The 16274-nt window shown below is 60.2% G+C and carries 15 protein-coding genes; 9 read left to right on the top strand and 6 right to left on the bottom strand.

Translation table 11 applies throughout. The features are described from left to right. The first annotated feature begins 209 nt into the window (after positions 1-209). Positions 210-2453: an NADP-dependent isocitrate dehydrogenase gene (locus R0125_RS11755; RefSeq protein ID WP_248181752.1), complete on the top strand. Its 2244-nt coding sequence runs from the start codon at positions 210-212 to the stop codon at positions 2451-2453. A 62-nt stretch (positions 2454-2515) separates the two neighbouring features. Here the strand turns inward: R0125_RS11755 and ybaK are convergent, their stop codons facing one another. Beyond that, positions 2516-2983, bottom strand: a complete 468-nt coding sequence (gene ybaK, locus R0125_RS11750; RefSeq protein WP_248181751.1) for a Cys-tRNA(Pro) deacylase — start codon at positions 2981-2983, stop codon at positions 2516-2518. A gap of 174 nt (positions 2984-3157) precedes the next feature. On the opposite strand from ybaK, the gene R0125_RS11745 reads away from it, so the two are divergent. Both R0125_RS11745 and R0125_RS11740 read left to right on the top strand, forming a co-directional pair. Continuing rightward, entirely contained in the window at positions 3158-4348 is a 1191-nt protein-coding gene (locus tag R0125_RS11745) for a sensor domain-containing diguanylate cyclase (RefSeq protein ID WP_317238294.1), read from the top strand. Between the two features lie 111 nt (positions 4349-4459). Then, entirely contained in the window at positions 4460-5746 is a 1287-nt protein-coding gene (locus R0125_RS11740) for a serine hydrolase domain-containing protein (RefSeq protein ID WP_248181749.1), read from the top strand. A 7-nt stretch (positions 5747-5753) separates the two neighbouring features. Here the strand turns inward: R0125_RS11740 and R0125_RS11735 are convergent, their stop codons facing one another. Next, positions 5754-6098 (bottom strand): hypothetical protein, encoded by a 345-nt coding sequence (locus R0125_RS11735; protein WP_248181748.1) that lies wholly within the window; start codon positions 6096-6098, stop codon positions 5754-5756. Positions 6099-6296: 198 nt separating this feature from the next. Between R0125_RS11735 and R0125_RS11730 the strand changes: the two genes are divergently transcribed. Beyond that, on the top strand, positions 6297-6548 hold the full coding sequence (locus R0125_RS11730; RefSeq protein ID WP_248181747.1) for a hypothetical protein: 252 nt from the start codon (positions 6297-6299) through the stop codon (positions 6546-6548). On the opposite strand, the gene R0125_RS11725 is transcribed toward R0125_RS11730, so the two are convergent. After that, positions 6542-7543: a hypothetical protein gene (locus R0125_RS11725; protein WP_248181746.1), complete on the bottom strand. Its 1002-nt coding sequence runs from the start codon at positions 7541-7543 to the stop codon at positions 6542-6544. The genes R0125_RS11730 and R0125_RS11725 overlap by 7 nt on opposite strands. Positions 7544-7677: 134 nt before the next feature. On the opposite strand from R0125_RS11725, the gene R0125_RS11720 reads away from it, so the two are divergent. From R0125_RS11720 to R0125_RS11710, 3 genes are read left to right on the top strand one after another with little or no spacing between them, the layout of a single operon-like run. Further along, positions 7678-11205 (top strand): response regulator, encoded by a 3528-nt coding sequence (locus R0125_RS11720; RefSeq protein ID WP_410797620.1) that lies wholly within the window; start codon positions 7678-7680, stop codon positions 11203-11205. A gap of 39 nt (positions 11206-11244) precedes the next feature. Beyond that, positions 11245-11787 carry a hypothetical protein gene (locus tag R0125_RS11715; RefSeq protein WP_248181744.1) on the top strand — a complete coding sequence of 181 codons (543 nt, stop codon included), beginning with the start codon at positions 11245-11247 and terminating at the stop codon, positions 11785-11787. 29 nt (positions 11788-11816) lie between these two features. After that, entirely contained in the window at positions 11817-12227 is a 411-nt protein-coding gene (locus R0125_RS11710) for a response regulator (RefSeq protein ID WP_248181743.1), read from the top strand. A 32-nt stretch (positions 12228-12259) separates the two neighbouring features. Here R0125_RS11710 and R0125_RS11705 read toward each other — a convergent pair whose 3' ends face one another. Beyond that, entirely contained in the window at positions 12260-12532 is a 273-nt protein-coding gene (locus tag R0125_RS11705) for a hypothetical protein (protein WP_248181742.1), read from the bottom strand. 531 nt (positions 12533-13063) lie between these two features. Next, the gene (locus R0125_RS11700; protein WP_248181741.1) at positions 13064-13600 is read right to left on the bottom strand and encodes a hypothetical protein; all 537 of its coding nucleotides are present in this window, start codon (positions 13598-13600) and stop codon (positions 13064-13066) included. 173 nt (positions 13601-13773) lie between these two features. Between R0125_RS11700 and queC the strand changes: the two genes are divergently transcribed. Continuing rightward, complete coding sequence (gene queC / locus R0125_RS11695) at positions 13774-14439, top strand: 7-cyano-7-deazaguanine synthase QueC (protein ID WP_317238293.1); 666 nt, start codon at positions 13774-13776, stop codon at positions 14437-14439. Then, positions 14439-15095 (top strand): 7-carboxy-7-deazaguanine synthase, encoded by a 657-nt coding sequence (gene queE, locus R0125_RS11690; protein ID WP_317238292.1) that lies wholly within the window; start codon positions 14439-14441, stop codon positions 15093-15095. The genes queC and queE overlap by 1 nt, the downstream gene beginning before the upstream one ends. 23 nt (positions 15096-15118) lie before the next feature. Here the strand turns inward: queE and R0125_RS11685 are convergent, their stop codons facing one another. Beyond that, positions 15119-16189 (bottom strand): AraC family transcriptional regulator, encoded by a 1071-nt coding sequence (locus R0125_RS11685; protein ID WP_317238291.1) that lies wholly within the window; start codon positions 16187-16189, stop codon positions 15119-15121. Positions 16190-16274: the final 85 nt, after the last annotated feature.

Here is a 16274-nt window from a genome sequence, read left to right as displayed (position 1 = left end):
AATTCCCGGCAGTTCACCATCCTGTAACAGGTTTTAGCGCATTTTTAGTCCGTTCTTATACTAAGATCGTACCCAGAATCCGCGAAAAAATGGTATCTTACTAGGTCTATCAAAAGTTCCCGTATCAGTCATTGCTCAGGTCGGGCGTTCACAAGACCCCTGACCCTGCCATGGCCGTCCTGAACTCACACATTAGCCTGAGGACGAAAATGACAACATCCAAAGTCAAGATTATCTACACCCTGACCGACGAGGCTCCCGCCCTCGCGACACGGTCCCTTCTTCCCATCCTTGAAACCTACGCCAAGCCGGCCGGCATCGAATTTGAAACCAGTGATATCTCACTGGCGGCACGTATTCTGGCCGGGTTTCCCGACTATCTGGAAGAAGACCAACGGGTGCCGGACGCTCTGGCAGAGCTGGGCGAATACACCAAAGACCCGGACGCCAACATCATCAAGCTGCCGAACATCTCAGCCTCCATCCCGCAGCTGCGGGCGGCCATCAAGGAGCTGAACAGCCAGGGTTACAAGCTTCCCGAGTACAAGGAACACCCTGAGACCGACGAAGAAAAAGAAGCCCAGGCCCGCTACTCCAAAGTTCTCGGCAGCGCCGTCAATCCGGTGCTGCGTGAAGGCAATTCTGATCGTCGTGCCCCGGCCGCGGTCAAGGCGTTTGCCCGCAAATACCCCCATTCCATGGGTGAGTGGAGCCCGGCTTCCCGCACCCACGTGGCGCACATGCGCGGCGGCGATTTCTACTCCAACGAGCAGTCCGTCACCCTCGACAAGGCCACCAACGCCCGTATCGTGTTCGAAAACGCCAAGGGCAAACAGACGGTGCTGAAAGCGGAACTGCCGCTGCTGGAAGGCGAAGTAGTCGACGGCATGTTCATGAGCAAGAAGGCGCTGATCAAGTTCTTCGAGGACGCTCTCGCTGACTGCGAGAAGACCGGTGTCATGTTCTCCCTGCACGTCAAAGCCACCATGATGAAAATCTCCCACCCGATTGTTTTCGGCCACGCGGTGAAGGTTTTCTACCGGGAGCTGTTCGACAAGTATGGTGACCTGTTCAACGAAATCGGTGTGAACCCCAACAACGGCCTGTCGTCGGTGATCGAGAAGATCAAGCAGCTGCCGGAATCCAAGCAGGAACAGATCCAGGAAGACCTGCACGCGTGCTACGAGCACCGTCCGGAAATCGCCATGGTGGATTCGGTCAAGGGCATCACCAACCTGCACGTCCCCAGCGACGTGATTGTGGACGCCTCCATGCCGGCGATGATCCGTAACTCCGGCAAGATGTGGGCCCGCGACGGCAAGCTCAAGGACACCAAGGCGGTGATGCCGGAGTCCACTTACGCCACCATTTACCAGGAAGTGATCAACTTCTGTAAGACCCACGGCGCCTTTGATCCCACCACCATGGGCACGGTGCCGAACGTCGGTCTGATGGCACAGAAAGCGGAGGAGTACGGCTCCCACGACAAGACCTTTGAAATCAAGGAAGACGGCCTGGTACGCGTGATCGCTGAAGACGGCACCGTGCTGACCGAGCACAAGGTCGAGCAGGGTGACATCTGGCGCGCCTGCCAGACCAAGGACCTGCCGATCCGTGACTGGGTCAAGCTGGCGGTCAACCGGGCACGTGCTACCGGCATGCCGGCGCTGTTCTGGCTGGACGACGAGCGTCCCCACGATGCCGAGCTGATCAAGAAGGTCAACACCTACCTGAAAGAGCACGACACCGACGGTCTCGAGATCATGATCAAGTCGCCGGTGCGCGCCATCCGTTGGACCATGGAGCGCCTGATTCGCGGCCTCGATACCATCTCCGTGACCGGTAACGTACTGCGTGACTACCTCACCGACCTGTTCCCGATTCTGGAGCTGGGCACCAGCGCCAAGATGCTGTCCATCGTGCCGCTGCTGAATGGCGGTGGCCTGTACGAGACCGGCGCCGGTGGCTCTGCGCCCAAGCATGTGCAGCAGCTGCTGGAAGAAAACCACCTGCGCTGGGATTCCCTCGGTGAGTTTCTCGCCATTGCGGTGTCGCTGGACGAGCTGGGCGAAAAACACGGTAACGACCGCGCCCGTCTGCTGGGCCAGACCCTGGACAAGGCCACCGAACGCCTGCTCGAGAACAACCAGTCGCCGTCACGGGTGACCGGCGAGCTGGATAACCGCGGTTCCCATTTCCATCTGTCCCGCTATTGGGCGGAAGAGCTGTCGAAGCAGGACAGTGACCAGGAGCTGAAGGCATTCTTCGGCAAGCTGTCCAAGCAGCTGGAGGAGAACAAGGACCAGATCCTTGAAGAAATGAGTGTGATCCAGGGCCATCCGGCGGACATTGGCGGTTATTACCACCCGCCCGCGGACAAGGTGTGCGCCATCATGCAGTCGAGCGAAACCCTGAACCGGATCCTGGCGGACGCCCGTGCGTCAGTGAAGTAATCGTCAGACGGCTATCGAGAGCCGGGCAGCCGCGAGGCTGTCCGGTTTTTTTGTGCCCGGTTTCAGGCCTGCAGTGGGGCAAAGCCGGCGCCGGTCAGCCTTGCCAGGTCCCGCGGCGATAGCTCGATCTCCAGGCCGCGGCGCCCGGCACTGACGAAAACGGTGTCGAATTGCTCCGCCGAGTGGTCAATAAACGTCTTCAGCGGTTTTTTCTGGCCCAACGGGCTGACACCGCCCAGAACATAGCCGGTGCTGCGCTGCACATGCTGCTTGTCGGCCATGGCGGCTTTTTTGCCATGCGCCGCCCGTGCGATCTGTTTCAGATTGAGCATGGCGCTGACCGGCACCACGCCAACCGCCAGTTCCCGACCGTCGATCGCCACGACCAGGGTTTTGAATACCCGGTCTGGGGCAACGCCTAACTTGTCCGCCGCTTCATGACCATACGATGCGCTGCCGGGATCGTGCGGGTATTCGTGCAGGGTGTAGTCGATGCTGGCATTCCGGGCTGCGTTGATAGCCGGTGTCATGGTGAGTTCCCGTTAGTGTGATCCGTGCATGCCTGAAGATTTGCCGCATTTGTTATCAATTGCAACCTGCCCTCGACGAACCCGTGGGGAGTGACTACTTTTCATACAGTGATGTCCCTTTCCCCATTATGAGTCTTCTCTACTCCCCATGACCAGTATCCGGACTGTGGCTGAATGAACACCCTCAAAAACCAGCACACTCCCTTGCTGCGAGCCCTGTGGGTGGTGCTCCTCTATCTCTGTGCAGGGTGGTTGTGGATCACCTTCTGGGACGCCGCGGCCCGCGCCTGGTTTACTGATCCGACAACCCTGACTCAGGTGGAGACCTGGAAAGGTCCGCTGTTTGTGTTGTTTACAACGGCCGTGCTTTTCGTGGTGCTGCTGCGTCAGCTGCAGAAGGACCGACGGCTGCTGCAGCTCCAGCATCGCCAGCGGGAGGCGTTGCGACGGCGAGAGCGGCAGCTCACCGTCCTGATGGACAACCTGCCGGGGATGGCATATTGCTGCCGTTTTGACGAGCACTGGACCATGCTGTTCGTGTCCAGCGGGTGCCGCGACCTGACCGGTTATGAGCCTGAGGAACTGATTGAAAACCGTCTCACCAGCTACGCCAGCCTGATTGACGAGGAGTGCAACGACGGTTTAACCGAGGCGGTTCGGCAGGCGGTGGATCGGGGCGAGCCGTTTGCAGTGGAGTACACCCTTGCCCGCAAGGATGGCAGCCAGATCTGGGTGTGGGAGCGGGGCCGCGGTGTGGAGGATGAGAGCGACGGTGGGATGTTGCTGGAGGGTATTGTGCTGGACATCTCCGGCCGCAAAGCACTGGAAAACGAGCTGGCGGAGCTGGCCACCCGTGACCCGCTCACCGGGCTGTATAACCGGCGGGAAATGACCCGGCTGCTGGATGAGGAAATGACCCGGGCTGCCCGTTACGACCACACAATGGCATTACTCTGGATCGATTTTGATCACTTCAAGGCCATCAACGATTCGTTTGGCCACGCCGCCGGTGACGCGGTACTCAAGAACGTCAGCGATCGGATGCGCAGCGGCATACGCAGTGTGGATGCAATCGGTCGTTTTGGGGGCGAGGAATTTGTTATCCTGCTGCCCGAAATGGGGGAGCAGGAAGCGCTGGAAACCGCTGAGCGTCTGCGCCAGCTGGTCAGTGACCGGCCGGTGCCGCTGGATAGCGGGGCTTCTGCGATGCTGACCATCAGTGTTGGCGTGGCGGTGTTTCCAATCCACGCCCACAGCCCCGGCGCCTTGTGCGCCGTGGCGGACAAGGCCATGTATCGGGCCAAGGAAGCCGGTCGCAACTGCGTGATCATGGCACCGTCGCCGGAACGGGCTCATAATGCCTGATCGCAGCCGTTGGAAAGACTGACAGCGTCGCCACCGCCCTCCGGCCAATGATCCGGCCCTTGCCTACGGCGATCATAAAATAAAAACCGCAACCCGAACCAAAGGTTACCGATGAATCGAATTGCCCGTCGTGCACTGCATACCTGCCCGGTACCGAAAGACCTGTCTGCCATTACCTATCGCGATGCCGCCGGTGAAAACCCCGAGGCTGCAGGGGTTTCCACCCAGGCCACGGACGCGATTTGGCAGGGCGTGGAGAGGCTGTACCGCACCGGTGTGCACCCGGGTATCCAGCTGTCGGTGCGACACCGGGGCGAGCAGATTCTGCACCGTGCCATCGGACATGCCAGTGGCAACGGCCCCCACGATCCGCCCAACGCGGTCAAGGTGCCAATGACCACAGACACCCCGATCTGCTACTTCTCGGCATCCAAGGCGGTCACCGCACTGCTGATGCACATACTGGCGGAGCAGGGGCTGATCAATCTGAGTGATCCGGTGTCCTACTATTGCCCGGAATTCGCCGCAGCCGGCAAGCGCACCATCACCATTCATCAGATTCTGTCCCATCGCGGCGGCATTCCGGGGATTCCCCGGGAAACCCCCATTGATGTGCTCTGGGACCGTGACGAAATCTGGCGGGTGTTGTGTGCCGCCAAACCGGTCGAAGTGGATGGCGCCAAGGTGGCGTATCACGCCATCACCGGTGGTTTTGTATTGCAGCGGGTGCTGGAAAAAGTCACCGGCGACACCATTGAGAACTTCCTCGACATCCACCTGCGCCAGCCCATGGGCATGCGCTGGTTCACCTACGGTATTGCGACGGATCAGCTCAACGAACTGGCCAGTAACTACGCCTCGGGGCCTACCCCACGATTCCCGGTATCCTGGATTGTAAACCGCGCGCTGGGTGGCGACATTCGTACCGTGGAGCAGGTGGTGAACGATTCGCGGTTCCAGGAAGCGGTCATTCCTGCGGGTAATCTGTGCGGTACCGCCGAGGAAATCGGCCGCTTTTTCCAGATGATGCTCAATGGCGGGGTCTGGAACGGCAAGCGCATCTGCAGTGAGCTGACGGTGCGCCGGTCCATCCAGCAATTCGGCTCCTTGCAGATTGACCGCACCATGATGGTGCCCATGCGTTTCAGTGCCGGGATGATGCTGGGGGGCAACCCCTTCGGCTTGTGGGGTCAACAGAGCCGCTACGCCTTTGGTCACATCGGTCTGATCAACAAGCTGTGCTGGGCCGATCCCGCGCGGGACATTTCCGTCAGTCTGTTGAACACTGGTATCCCGATTGTGGGCCACCATCTGCCGGCGCTGGCGAAGTTTGTCTACACCGTGTGCGACCGTTTGCCGCTGATCCCGGAAAGCCAGCGGCCTCTGATCGCCGCCTGAAGCGCCTTCAGAGCGTGCGCAGCTGGTCTTCCAGTATACCCAGCACCGAAGACAGGATGTCGCGGAAATCCGTCAGGGTCTGGGTACGCTGGATGACATCTTCCCGGCTTTCATCAAGCCGTTCCAGCTTGGGCACGACACGGCGGATTCCCTCGGTGATCACCTCGTAGGGATAGTGGTGGTCCATCACGCTGAGCTTGTTCATTTCCGCCACTTCCTGGCTGAAGATGCTGATGATGTCATACAGCATGTCCTTGTGCTCAATACTGCTGGCTTCCCAGTAAGCGTCATCAAGCAGTTCAAGTAGTGAAAGGTATTCCCGCAGTGTGTCGGCAACAGAAGTCTGGCTCATGGGGTTGCTCGTCCATTTGAAATGTCGGTGCGTAGTGAGAGCAACTATAGCAGGAGATGTTTGCGCTGTTTCTGCCGGGGCCACGGTGTGCTTACAAAAATATGAAACTCTATTCATTTTTATTGAGTTCTGTCAGACAGTCATGCAGAATCCCGGGGCGTATCACGGACATACCACACTCAACGGAAGAGAAGCGTGATGGACAAGCACTCACACACGGCGACCGATCCGGATCGTCAGCGCGCGGTCAACCTTGACCACCATGACAGCGTGCGCTCCCACGTGCGGGAGCAGGTGAGCTCGGAAGTTGAGCGCCTGGAACGTCGTATCGAAACCCTCCGCCTGACCCGGGCCCCCCACGCTGCGATTATGATCTCCGCCTATCAACGGGTGCTGGACCGCAAGCGAGGTTTCCTGCAGAACTGGGATTTACGCGACAGCGGTTACTGACGCCCTGCAATGGCCACCGTGTTGTAGCGGACGGCCTCCTCACCATTTTGCTGGTTACCACAATGCTGCGGATTCGCCGTGCGCCCACCGTCCTCCTCGATCGTGGGTGGTTCGTCGGTTGAGGTGAATATCCTGACCGTCGCCTCGCCGTAGGTCAGCACCGCTTTGACACAATCCGGCTCTTCACCATTGATCACCAGTTCTTCTGCAGCGGTCAACGTCAATGTATCCCGCTGCGTGCCGATAAATTCCTGAAGAAACTCCGCATTGCCCAGAGTGCGACCGGTGTAACTGGTGGCCGAGAACTCCGGCTGATTGAAACCGCTGGTGCCGAACGTGCGGGTGTCGTAGCGACCACTCCAGGAGGCGCTGGCCACTTCCGCGGGGTCGGTTTCGCCGTCAGCCGGTGGGCGGGCCACAAACTGGGTGGCGCGAAACACTTTTTTCAATGTGGGGTTGTAGGTCCAGTCCAGCATGACGTAGATCCAGGTGCTATCGGCCGCGGAGGCTGTGGTGTCCGGGCCGGTTTCGGTAAAGCGGACCAGGGCCTCATTGGCAGGCGTGTTGTAGCTGGCGGCTTCATCGTCTTCGATGCTGTCCCGCATCAGCCGCCGACCCTCGTTGAAGTTATCCACCGCGCCGGCGGCAATCACCTCGTTGATTAGATCCAGCGGGTTGCGTACGGCGGTGTAGTCGCTGCTGTCCTCGTTCGGGATGGTGCCCAGAAAGGCATCCAGGTGTGCGCGTAACGCCATGGCGCTGCCGTTATCCGCGCCTTCATCGACCGGTTCGATGCCACGGTAGAAATCCCGAAAGGCGGTGCGTTGCAGGGTGGACGCCAGCCCTTCGGTGTCCTGCAGTCGGAAGGTTTCCAGTGGCAGGTCGACGTCGGTAGCCGGGTTCAGGTAGCCACTGTCGCTGGAGCTGTCCGGGCCACACCCTGCGAGAATGAAACCGGTCATGGAGATGGCGGCGAATAGGCAGGAATGTCTCATTAAGGAAGGCCCCGGGATGCGAAAATCGTGTGTAACGGCTAAAGTGACGGACTGCGGTGCGGAAATATTCCGCGCCGGACTGACTGCTGACAATAAAGCATAAGGCAGGCGTCTACCCTCGCGGAGATCACATTTTGCAGCAATGGCAATCCCTGAGTCGCCGGAGCGTTCTGGCCATCCTGGTGCTGCTGGCATTGACCCTGCCGGGGCTGGCATCAGCCAGCAAACAGTGCCACGACGGGCATATCGTGTTGAACAGCGCCACCACCAGTGTCCGCGATCTGGGCAGTTGCATCTGGTACCTCGAGGACCCTGATCACAGCCTGGGCTTCAACGATGTCGTGGGGGAAGCCGACCACGGCTTTACCCGTCACAACGGCGGGGTTCTCAACTTCGGTTACACTCAATCCGCCTACTGGGCGCGATTCGATCTGCGTGTGGGTGCCGGTGCGGCCTTGTCGGACTGGATCCTCGAACTGGCCCTGCCGCTGGTTGATGAGGTGGTGCTGTACGTGGTGCAGGATGGCGAATTGCTGGAACAGCGCCGGGCCGGCTACGAGGGCGACTGGTCTTCCCGCGACCTTGCCGTGCCTAATCCGACCTTCCGCCTGTCGCTGGAAACCGGCGCGCCGGTTCGTATCTATCTGCGCATCACCAACACCAATACGTTCCGCCTGCCGATCACGCTCTGGCACCCGGACAGTTACATCGAGAAGGTGTCCGTTGACGAGGTCATGCGGGGCATTCTTCTCGGCAGCATTCTGGCGATCTTCGCCTACAATCTGTTCGTCGCGGTGTCGGTACGGGAACGCAGCAACATCTACTATGTGCTGTATCTGATCTCCGCCGTTGTCTTTATTGCCACCGAGCAGGTCCACGGCACTCAGCTGTTTGACGAGCGGCCCGCGTTCCTGAACAAGGAATATCTCCATTTCCAGATCATGACGACCTGGTTCTGGGGCCTGCTGATGGCGCGCTCGTTGCTGGAAACCCGTCAGCGTGCGCCGGATCTGGACCAGGTCATCCGCCTGTGTCTGTACTCCGTGGTACTGACCTTCGTGCTGTCACTTTTCCTGCCTTACCATGTGGCCATGGAGTGGATCGTGCTGGGCTCCATTGTGCTCAGTGCACTGATGATTCTGGTCAGCTACCTGTCGTGGCGTTATTACAACCCGGCGGCACGTTCCTATTTCTTTGCCTGGACCCTGGCGTTGGTGGGTTTTGGCATCTACGCCCTGACGGTAATGGGGTATCTGCCGGTGAACATGTTCACCTCCTATTCGCCGCAATTCGGCCTGACTGCGCAGATTATCCTGTTTTCCTTCGCGCTCGCTGATCGTATCAAGCAGGTGCAGGGTGAAGCCCTGGGCTGGAGCCAGCGTGCGCTGGCTAACCTGCGCCGCTACCAGTCGTTGTTCGACAACGCCATCGAGGGGGTTTTCCAGATGTCTCTGGACCGGCGGTTTGTCACCGCAAACCCGGCCATGGCCCAGTTGATGGGCTATCACAGCAGCCGCGAACTGCTGGATGAGAATCCCGATGTGCTGGATACCTGCTTTGCGGATGAGCGTGTACGCCGGCGTGTGGTGGAACAGCTGGAAACCCGGGGCACGGTAAAAGGTATCGAGGCCCGCTACCGGACACATGCCGGTGACGAGCGTTGGGCCACCATCTCGCTGCACACAGTGTATGACAATGATGGTGTGCCCACCCACCTGGAAGGCACCTGCATTGATGCCACCGAGCGCCATCAGCGCCAGCACATCGAGCGTGAACGGGAGCAGGAGCGCCTGGAGAAAGAGTTGGCCCGCAATTCGGCAGAAGCCAAAAGCCAGTTCCTGGCCAACATGAGCCACGAAATCCGCACTCCGCTGGCCGCCGTCATCGGTTACGGCGAGACCCTGCTGGAGCCCGATCTGAGCGAACAGGAGAAGCGCAGCAGTGCGGAAACCGTGGTACGCAGCGGGCGTCACCTGCTGGATCTGGTGAACGACATCCTGGATCACTCCAAGATCGACGCCAACAAGCTGGATGTGGACATCGTGACCGTCAATCTGCCGGAACTGCTGGACGAAATTCGCGCCTTCTTCGCCCCCCGGGCGAGGGAGAAAGGCCTCGAATTCGCCATTCGCTGCGATTACCCGCTACCGGAGACGCTGCGCACCGATCCGACCCGCTTCAGACAGATCATCATCAACCTGTGTGGAAATGCGCTGAAATTCACCGAAAAAGGCTCGATTTCCCTGGAGGTCAGGTGTGATCAGACGCGCGAGCAACTGGTGGCCCGGGTGGTGGATACCGGTATTGGCATGAAGCCGGAGCAACTGGGCCGGCTGTTCGATCCTTTTGCCCAGGGCAGTGCGGCGATAGCCCGCCAGTACGGTGGCACCGGCCTGGGGCTGAGCATTTCCCGACGGCTGGCGGAACTGCTGGGCGGCGACATTGCCGTTAGCAGCACTTACGGTGAGGGCAGTGAATTCGAACTGAGGATCAACACCGGTGCCCTCGATGGCGTGCATTTCCTGCGGGATGCGTCGGAACTGAGCCAGCGTCGACGCACACTGCCCATGGTGGTGGCGCCGCAACTGGCCGGTCGGATCCTGTGCGCCGAAGACAACGAAGTGAACCGGCGGCTGGTATCGCTGCTGGTGAGTCGAACGGGCGCTGATATCGTCCATGTGGGTAACGGGGCGGAGGCTCTGGAAGCAGCCATTCGCGAGCCCTTCGATCTGATTCTGATGGATATCCAGATGCCGGTCATGAACGGCCGCGATGCCACCGCCGCGCTGCGGGAAGCGGGCATCAACACCCCGGTGATCGCGCTGACCGCGAACGTGATGACCGAGGACATTGCCGACTATCGCCTGGCCGGCTGCAATGAGCACCTGGCCAAGCCCATTGACAAGCAGCGATTCTATGAAGTGCTGGCCCGGTACCTGAGAGTCCAGCCGGATCAGGGCGTTGGGGCTAACCGCCGGTACCATGGCACAGCCCTGGTGGCCGAAGATAACGACGACAACCGGCAACTGGTGGAGCGGATGTTGCGCCGTCGCGGGCTGGAGGTGGTCGCCGTGACCAGCGGTGATGAGGCCGTGCGGGCGGCGCTGTCGGAGTCGGTGGATCTGGTGCTGATGGATCGCCATATGCCCGGGCTGGACGGAGTCGAGGCGACCCGACTGCTGCGGCAGACCGGGTTCAGACGCCCCATCGTGGCGTTTACCGCGGGCGATCAGCGGGAGATCGAGGCATTGCAGGCGGCCGGGTGCGACGCCGTGCTCAACAAGCCGATGGACACCGACCATCTGCTGGCCCTGCTGGAGCGGACGCTGGGCCGCCATGATGGTGCCTCCGGGACAACCGATTCGAATCCGGATGACGGCCTGCGGAAGCTGGTAAATCAGTTCCTGTCGGGCCTGCCGGGGCGACAGCACGCCATGCACCAGGCACTGAGGGCGCACGATGTGGCCAGCCTTCGGGGTGAGGCCCACCAGATCAAAGGCACGGCCGGGGCCATGGGTTACCCGGCGATGACCCGGCAGGCCGGGGCACTTGAGGCCAATCTTAAAACCGGTGATCCGGACTGGGAACGGATTCGCAGCGACCTGGCCGGGCTCGATGCGATGATTGGCCGCGCCCTGGCAAGCCCGGAAGAGCGCACATGATCCGACAGCGGACACGACAGAACCACGGGATAACGTACGATGAGTGACAATCAGCAGCACGGCGAACAATACTCACTGAGCATGATGTACGGGACCTACGCCGACATTCTGTTCGTTCTTTTTCCGTTTCTGGTGATGACCATGCAACGGCTCTGGGACGGGAATCTGGCGGACATACTGATGCGCCCGGATCTCAGCATCGCCGCCGCCATTCTGGCCGGGCTGGCCATTGGTAAGTTTGTACTGGGGCTGGTGACCAACCGGGACCTGGGGCGCTACAAGGAACGCATTGTGTTTTTCATTGCGCTGACCCTGTTCGTGGTACTGGGCCCTGCCATCATCCTGATGCTCAGTATTGTTGGTAGCGACGACGTGCCGGGGTTCGTGGCGTTTGTGCAGCCGGTTCTGCTGATCATTGCCATCTCGCTTTACACCACAGCAGTCAGCATCAGCAACATTTTGACGCGCCAGGGCATGAGCGGAGAAGCTGCGCGCGGCCTTCATGGTGGTGACGGCGATCATGCACCGGTACGGAACGAGCCCCTCGCGATTCCGCGCCGCTCTGGCGGTGACACGGTCTGACTGAATACGCAAAGAACAGGAGAGAATCGATGAACGATCTCAGGGTGTTGGTGGTTGAAGACGAGCCGGTGATGCGTGAGAACCTGGTGCAGATGTTATTCATGGCCGGTGCCACGGGTGTGGAATCGGCAAAGGATGCGGCGGGTGCGCGGGCGGCCTATGATGCCAACGAGTTCCAGATTGTGCTGCTGGATATCGGCCTGCCGGATGGAAACGGCCATGACCTGATGCTGGAATTCAAGCGCCTCAAGGAAAGTCAGCACATTGTGCTGGTGACGGCCGACGACTCCATTGACAGCATTCAGAAGGCCATCAGTGCCGGTGCCAACGGTTATGTGGTGAAACCCTATTCCCAGGAAAAGATCCACGATGTGGTGAACAACTACGCCATGGTCCACAGTGGCGATCTGGCGATGCAGGGCCTGAACCGTCCCCATTGAACGGTACAGGCCCGGTATAGCGGCCGATCCGATCAGGCGACCTGACGGGCAATCCAAGAGTCATAGCGGGCGGCCAGCGCCCGTACATAGCGTGCTTCCGCACCTTCCAGCCGGGACAGCACGCCATTGAATATCCAGCCCCGCTCATACAGACCGAGCACCCGCTGTTCGTCATCGAGATTGACCCGCTGATTCAGTTTTTTGCAGATGGCATCCAGCAGCGGCAGCTTCTCGGGGCGCCTGATGGGGCCATGCTGAGTGCCGGCTGGCTTGTGTGCTGCACGTGTCGGTGGATGTCTTCTCATGATGTTCTCCTTGTCGTTTTGCGGCTGCAAAAACAAAAAACCCCGGTGCTGGAGCAACCGGGGTCTGACGGAGAGGCTGGCCCGGTCGCTCGAATGGCTCCCGGGACTGACCGAAAGCCGTTAGCTGTCTTTCACCATGACGAGAACACACTGGCGTGCGAGAGGGCCCGCGCCGGTGTGAACAAAAGCATGTCGGATAATCTGTTGCATGGTGTCTGGCTCTTTGCCGGCGGTGCCGATGGCACGTTCAGGCCGGGTTATGGGTTTCGGTACGGTTAACAGTGTATCGGGTGCAGGGCGGTTTGCAAGGGCGAAAGCGCTTCGGCAAACCCGTACAGACCGGGTTGTGAAAAGCCGAGACAATAGTGACTGTCACGTGTTTTTACGTTGTGCAATCCAGGGTGTCTGTGACCTCTTTTTCCGGACATCCCATGGATCTCTCCTTTCGACGCAGCCCCTCGGGGCTGCGTTTTTTTTGGCCCGCAGGAAATTCCGTTCACATGTTTTGGTCGAGATGGTTCTGATTGCCGGTCAGGCCTGGCGACTGTGGCCGGGGGGTGAGTCCAGACGGTCCGCGTTCAGATTGATCTGCTGCCAGGTGTGGTGCAGGATCAGTGCGTCATTGGCGGCGCGATGCACGGGTAACCCCAGTTCGCGAATCACCTCCTGACGCAGGGCGGACCAGTGACGGACCTGAACCGGGTTCAGCAGCATGGAAATGGACTCAAGCTGGAACGTTGGCACAATACCGGACACCCGGAACAATCGGTGCAGCCAGAAGCTGTCAAAAGTCCAGGCGTCACAGAACACCTGATCCGGTAGCAGTTCGTTCAATTGCCGGGCCACGTCGGAAATGTGGGTGCCTTCGGTTTCGAGCGTGCTGCGGTCGATGCCGTGAATCTGCTCGGCGCTGTCTGACCAGTCCTGCCAGAGCACGTGGGGGCGGATCAACCAGCTGTGCAGCTGTCCGTCAGGCAGGCAGATACCTACCTCGATCGGGTAACTGGCAATGAGATCAAGGCTGGAGGCCTCGAAATCAATGAAGGCTGGATTGAGGTCAGAATTCATTCGTCCCGGTTTTTATTGATGTATCGAACGCCAAGTTTACCCGCCCCGCTGTCCCGACGCGAACCCATCGTGTGATTCCACTGTTACAATATGCTCATCGAATATAAAAACCCGATGACAACGAGACGCTTGCCGGGTGCCTTTCTGAAAAAATGGGAAATATGGAAAAGCCGATGTCTGAAACCGTAGTTGTTATCTATTCCGGAGGGATGGATTCGTTCACGCTGGTGCACCTGGCTCGTGCCCGTGGCCATCGGGTTCACGCCCTGTCGTTTGACTACGGCCAGCGCCACGTCCGTGAGCTTGAGTGCGCTCGCGACGTCTGCGCGCGGGCGGGCATCCCTCATCAGGTGCTGGACATCCGGGCGTTGAGTACTGTGATGGCCGGGTCCGCGCTGACCTCGGAGGTGGCGGTACCGGAAGGTCACTACGCCGAGGATTCCATGAAGGCGACGGTGGTGCCCAACCGCAATATGATCCTGTTATCGCTGGCCACCGGCTACGCGGTCACCGCCGGTGCCAATGCCGTCTGGTACGGCGCCCACGGCGGCGACCACGCCATCTATCCCGATTGCCGACCGGAATTTGTTGAAAAAATGGACGCGGTTTGCCGTGTCGCCAATTATCAGCCAGTGGCGATTGAGGCGCCGTTCATGGCCATGGACAAGTCCGCCATCCTCACCGAGGGCCTGAAGCTGAATCTGGATTACAGCCAGACCTGGACCTGCTACAACGGCCGTGAACGGGCCTGCGGCGTCTGCGGTTCCTGCGTGGAACGGCAAGAGGCGTTTGCCGCCCATGGTCTGACCGATCCACTTCCCTACGAGGAGCGCGGTTGATGTATCGGGTCAAGGAGGCGTTCTACACCCTTCAGGGCGAAGGTGCCCAGGCTGGTCGCGCTGCCGTGTTCTGCCGCTTCAGCAAATGCAATCTGTGGACCGGGCGGGAAAAGGACCGGGCGCTGGCGGTGTGCGATTTCTGCGACACCGACTTTGTCGGCACCGATGGCCAGAACGGTGGGCGCTTTGAAACCGCAGACGCGCTGGCGGACCATATCCGCAGTCTCTGGCCGGATGCACCCGGACGCCCGTATGTGGTGTGCACCGGGGGTGAGCCGCTGTTGCAGTTGGACGAGCCGTTGATCGAGGCGTTTCACCGCCGCGGTTTCGAGGTGGGGGTGGAGACCAACGGAACCTTGCCGGCCCCGCAGGGCATCGACTGGCTGTGCGTCAGCCCGAAGGCCGATGCGCCGGTGGTGATCGAACGCTGTGATGAGCTGAAACTGGTCTATCCCCAGCCCAAGGCCATGCCAGAGCGTTTCCAGAATCTCGCTGCCAGCCACTATTTCCTGTCGCCGATGGCTTCGCCGTCGGCGCCGGAGAGCGGTCCGGACGCGATAAAGCAGAGCAATACCCGGAAGGCGACGAACTATTGCCTGGCCAATCCGCGCTGGCGACTGACCCTGCAGATGCACAAGATCATCGGCATCGACTAGTCACCTCACCAGGCGCCGGTGTGTCAGGCGCTTGCACGCACGGAGTGCAGGCGTGATTTCAGTGCGGGTTGCAGGGACTGGCTGCGATAATGGCTCGGGCTGGTGCCGGTCCAGCGTTTGAACGCCCGGGTGAAGTTGGCGGCGTCGGCGTAACCCAGCGCGTCGGCAATCTGGCTCAGGTTCATGCCAGTGTTTTTCAGCAGTTCCCCTGCCCGTTGCAGTCTCACGTGGTCCACCAGATTCTGGAAGCTGGCGCTCTCTTCCTGCAGCCGCCGTTTCAGCGTGCGTTCAGATACGAACAGGGTGGCGGCCACCCGGGCCAATTTGGGCGGGAACGGATGGCTGGTCTCGATTACCCGGCGCACCCGGCAGGCAAAGCCGGCGTCTTCGGTCAGCTGTTTCAGCGCCTCTTCGCACTTCGCCCGTGACGAGGCAGCCAGTTGGGCATCGCTGAAGCGAACCGGCAGTGACAGCTGGGAACGCGGAATGACCAGTGCATCCTCTGCGGAGTCATAACGTACCGGCACCGGAATATGCTGGCGGAAACGCTGAAAGTAGGCCGGTTCAGCACCACGCCGCAGAATGGCGGAGCCGGGCACCGGTGTGCCTGTCAGCTGCGCCCCCATGGACACGCAGCCGAACAGCATGGCGTCCATGATGAAGCCCTGCAGCGGCCCGAGATCCACGCCGCAGGCGACATTGAACAGTACGTTGTCGCCCTCTTGCCGCCGGCTGACTTTCAGGTGCGGGGCACGCAGAGTGAGGTAGCGGGTCATCAGTTCCAGGGCTTCGTCCAGCGAACGGCTACTCATCACCGCGGTGCCGAGGGCGCCGTGCAGAGGCAGTTTCAGTTCCCGGGCCAGCATGATGCCGAGCCCCGGTTCACCACTTTCAATGATGGCGCGGGTCACAAACTCGCTGGCCTGGGCCTGGCTGACGCGCAGGTCGGTGGATTTCAGGCGAGCCGGATCAAGACCCACCCGCAGCAGCAGTGCCCGCTCGTCCACCCCGATGGTGTTCAGCAGTTCCGCCAGCAAATGCAGGTATATGGCCGGCATGCCCAGATCTTGAACGGTCGATACTGAGGCGCGCATGGTTTTTCCTCGTTATATTCTGTTCTTGTTATGTAAGGGAATCACTTCTTGACCAGATTATGACCGCTCCCGTGGTCTGGCCCCA

Source organism: Marinobacter sp. M-5 (assembly GCF_032911545.1).
In the GTDB taxonomy this organism is placed as follows: domain Bacteria; phylum Pseudomonadota; class Gammaproteobacteria; order Pseudomonadales; family Oleiphilaceae; genus Marinobacter; species Marinobacter goseongensis.
This window is presented reverse-complemented; position numbering and strand designations above follow the sequence as displayed.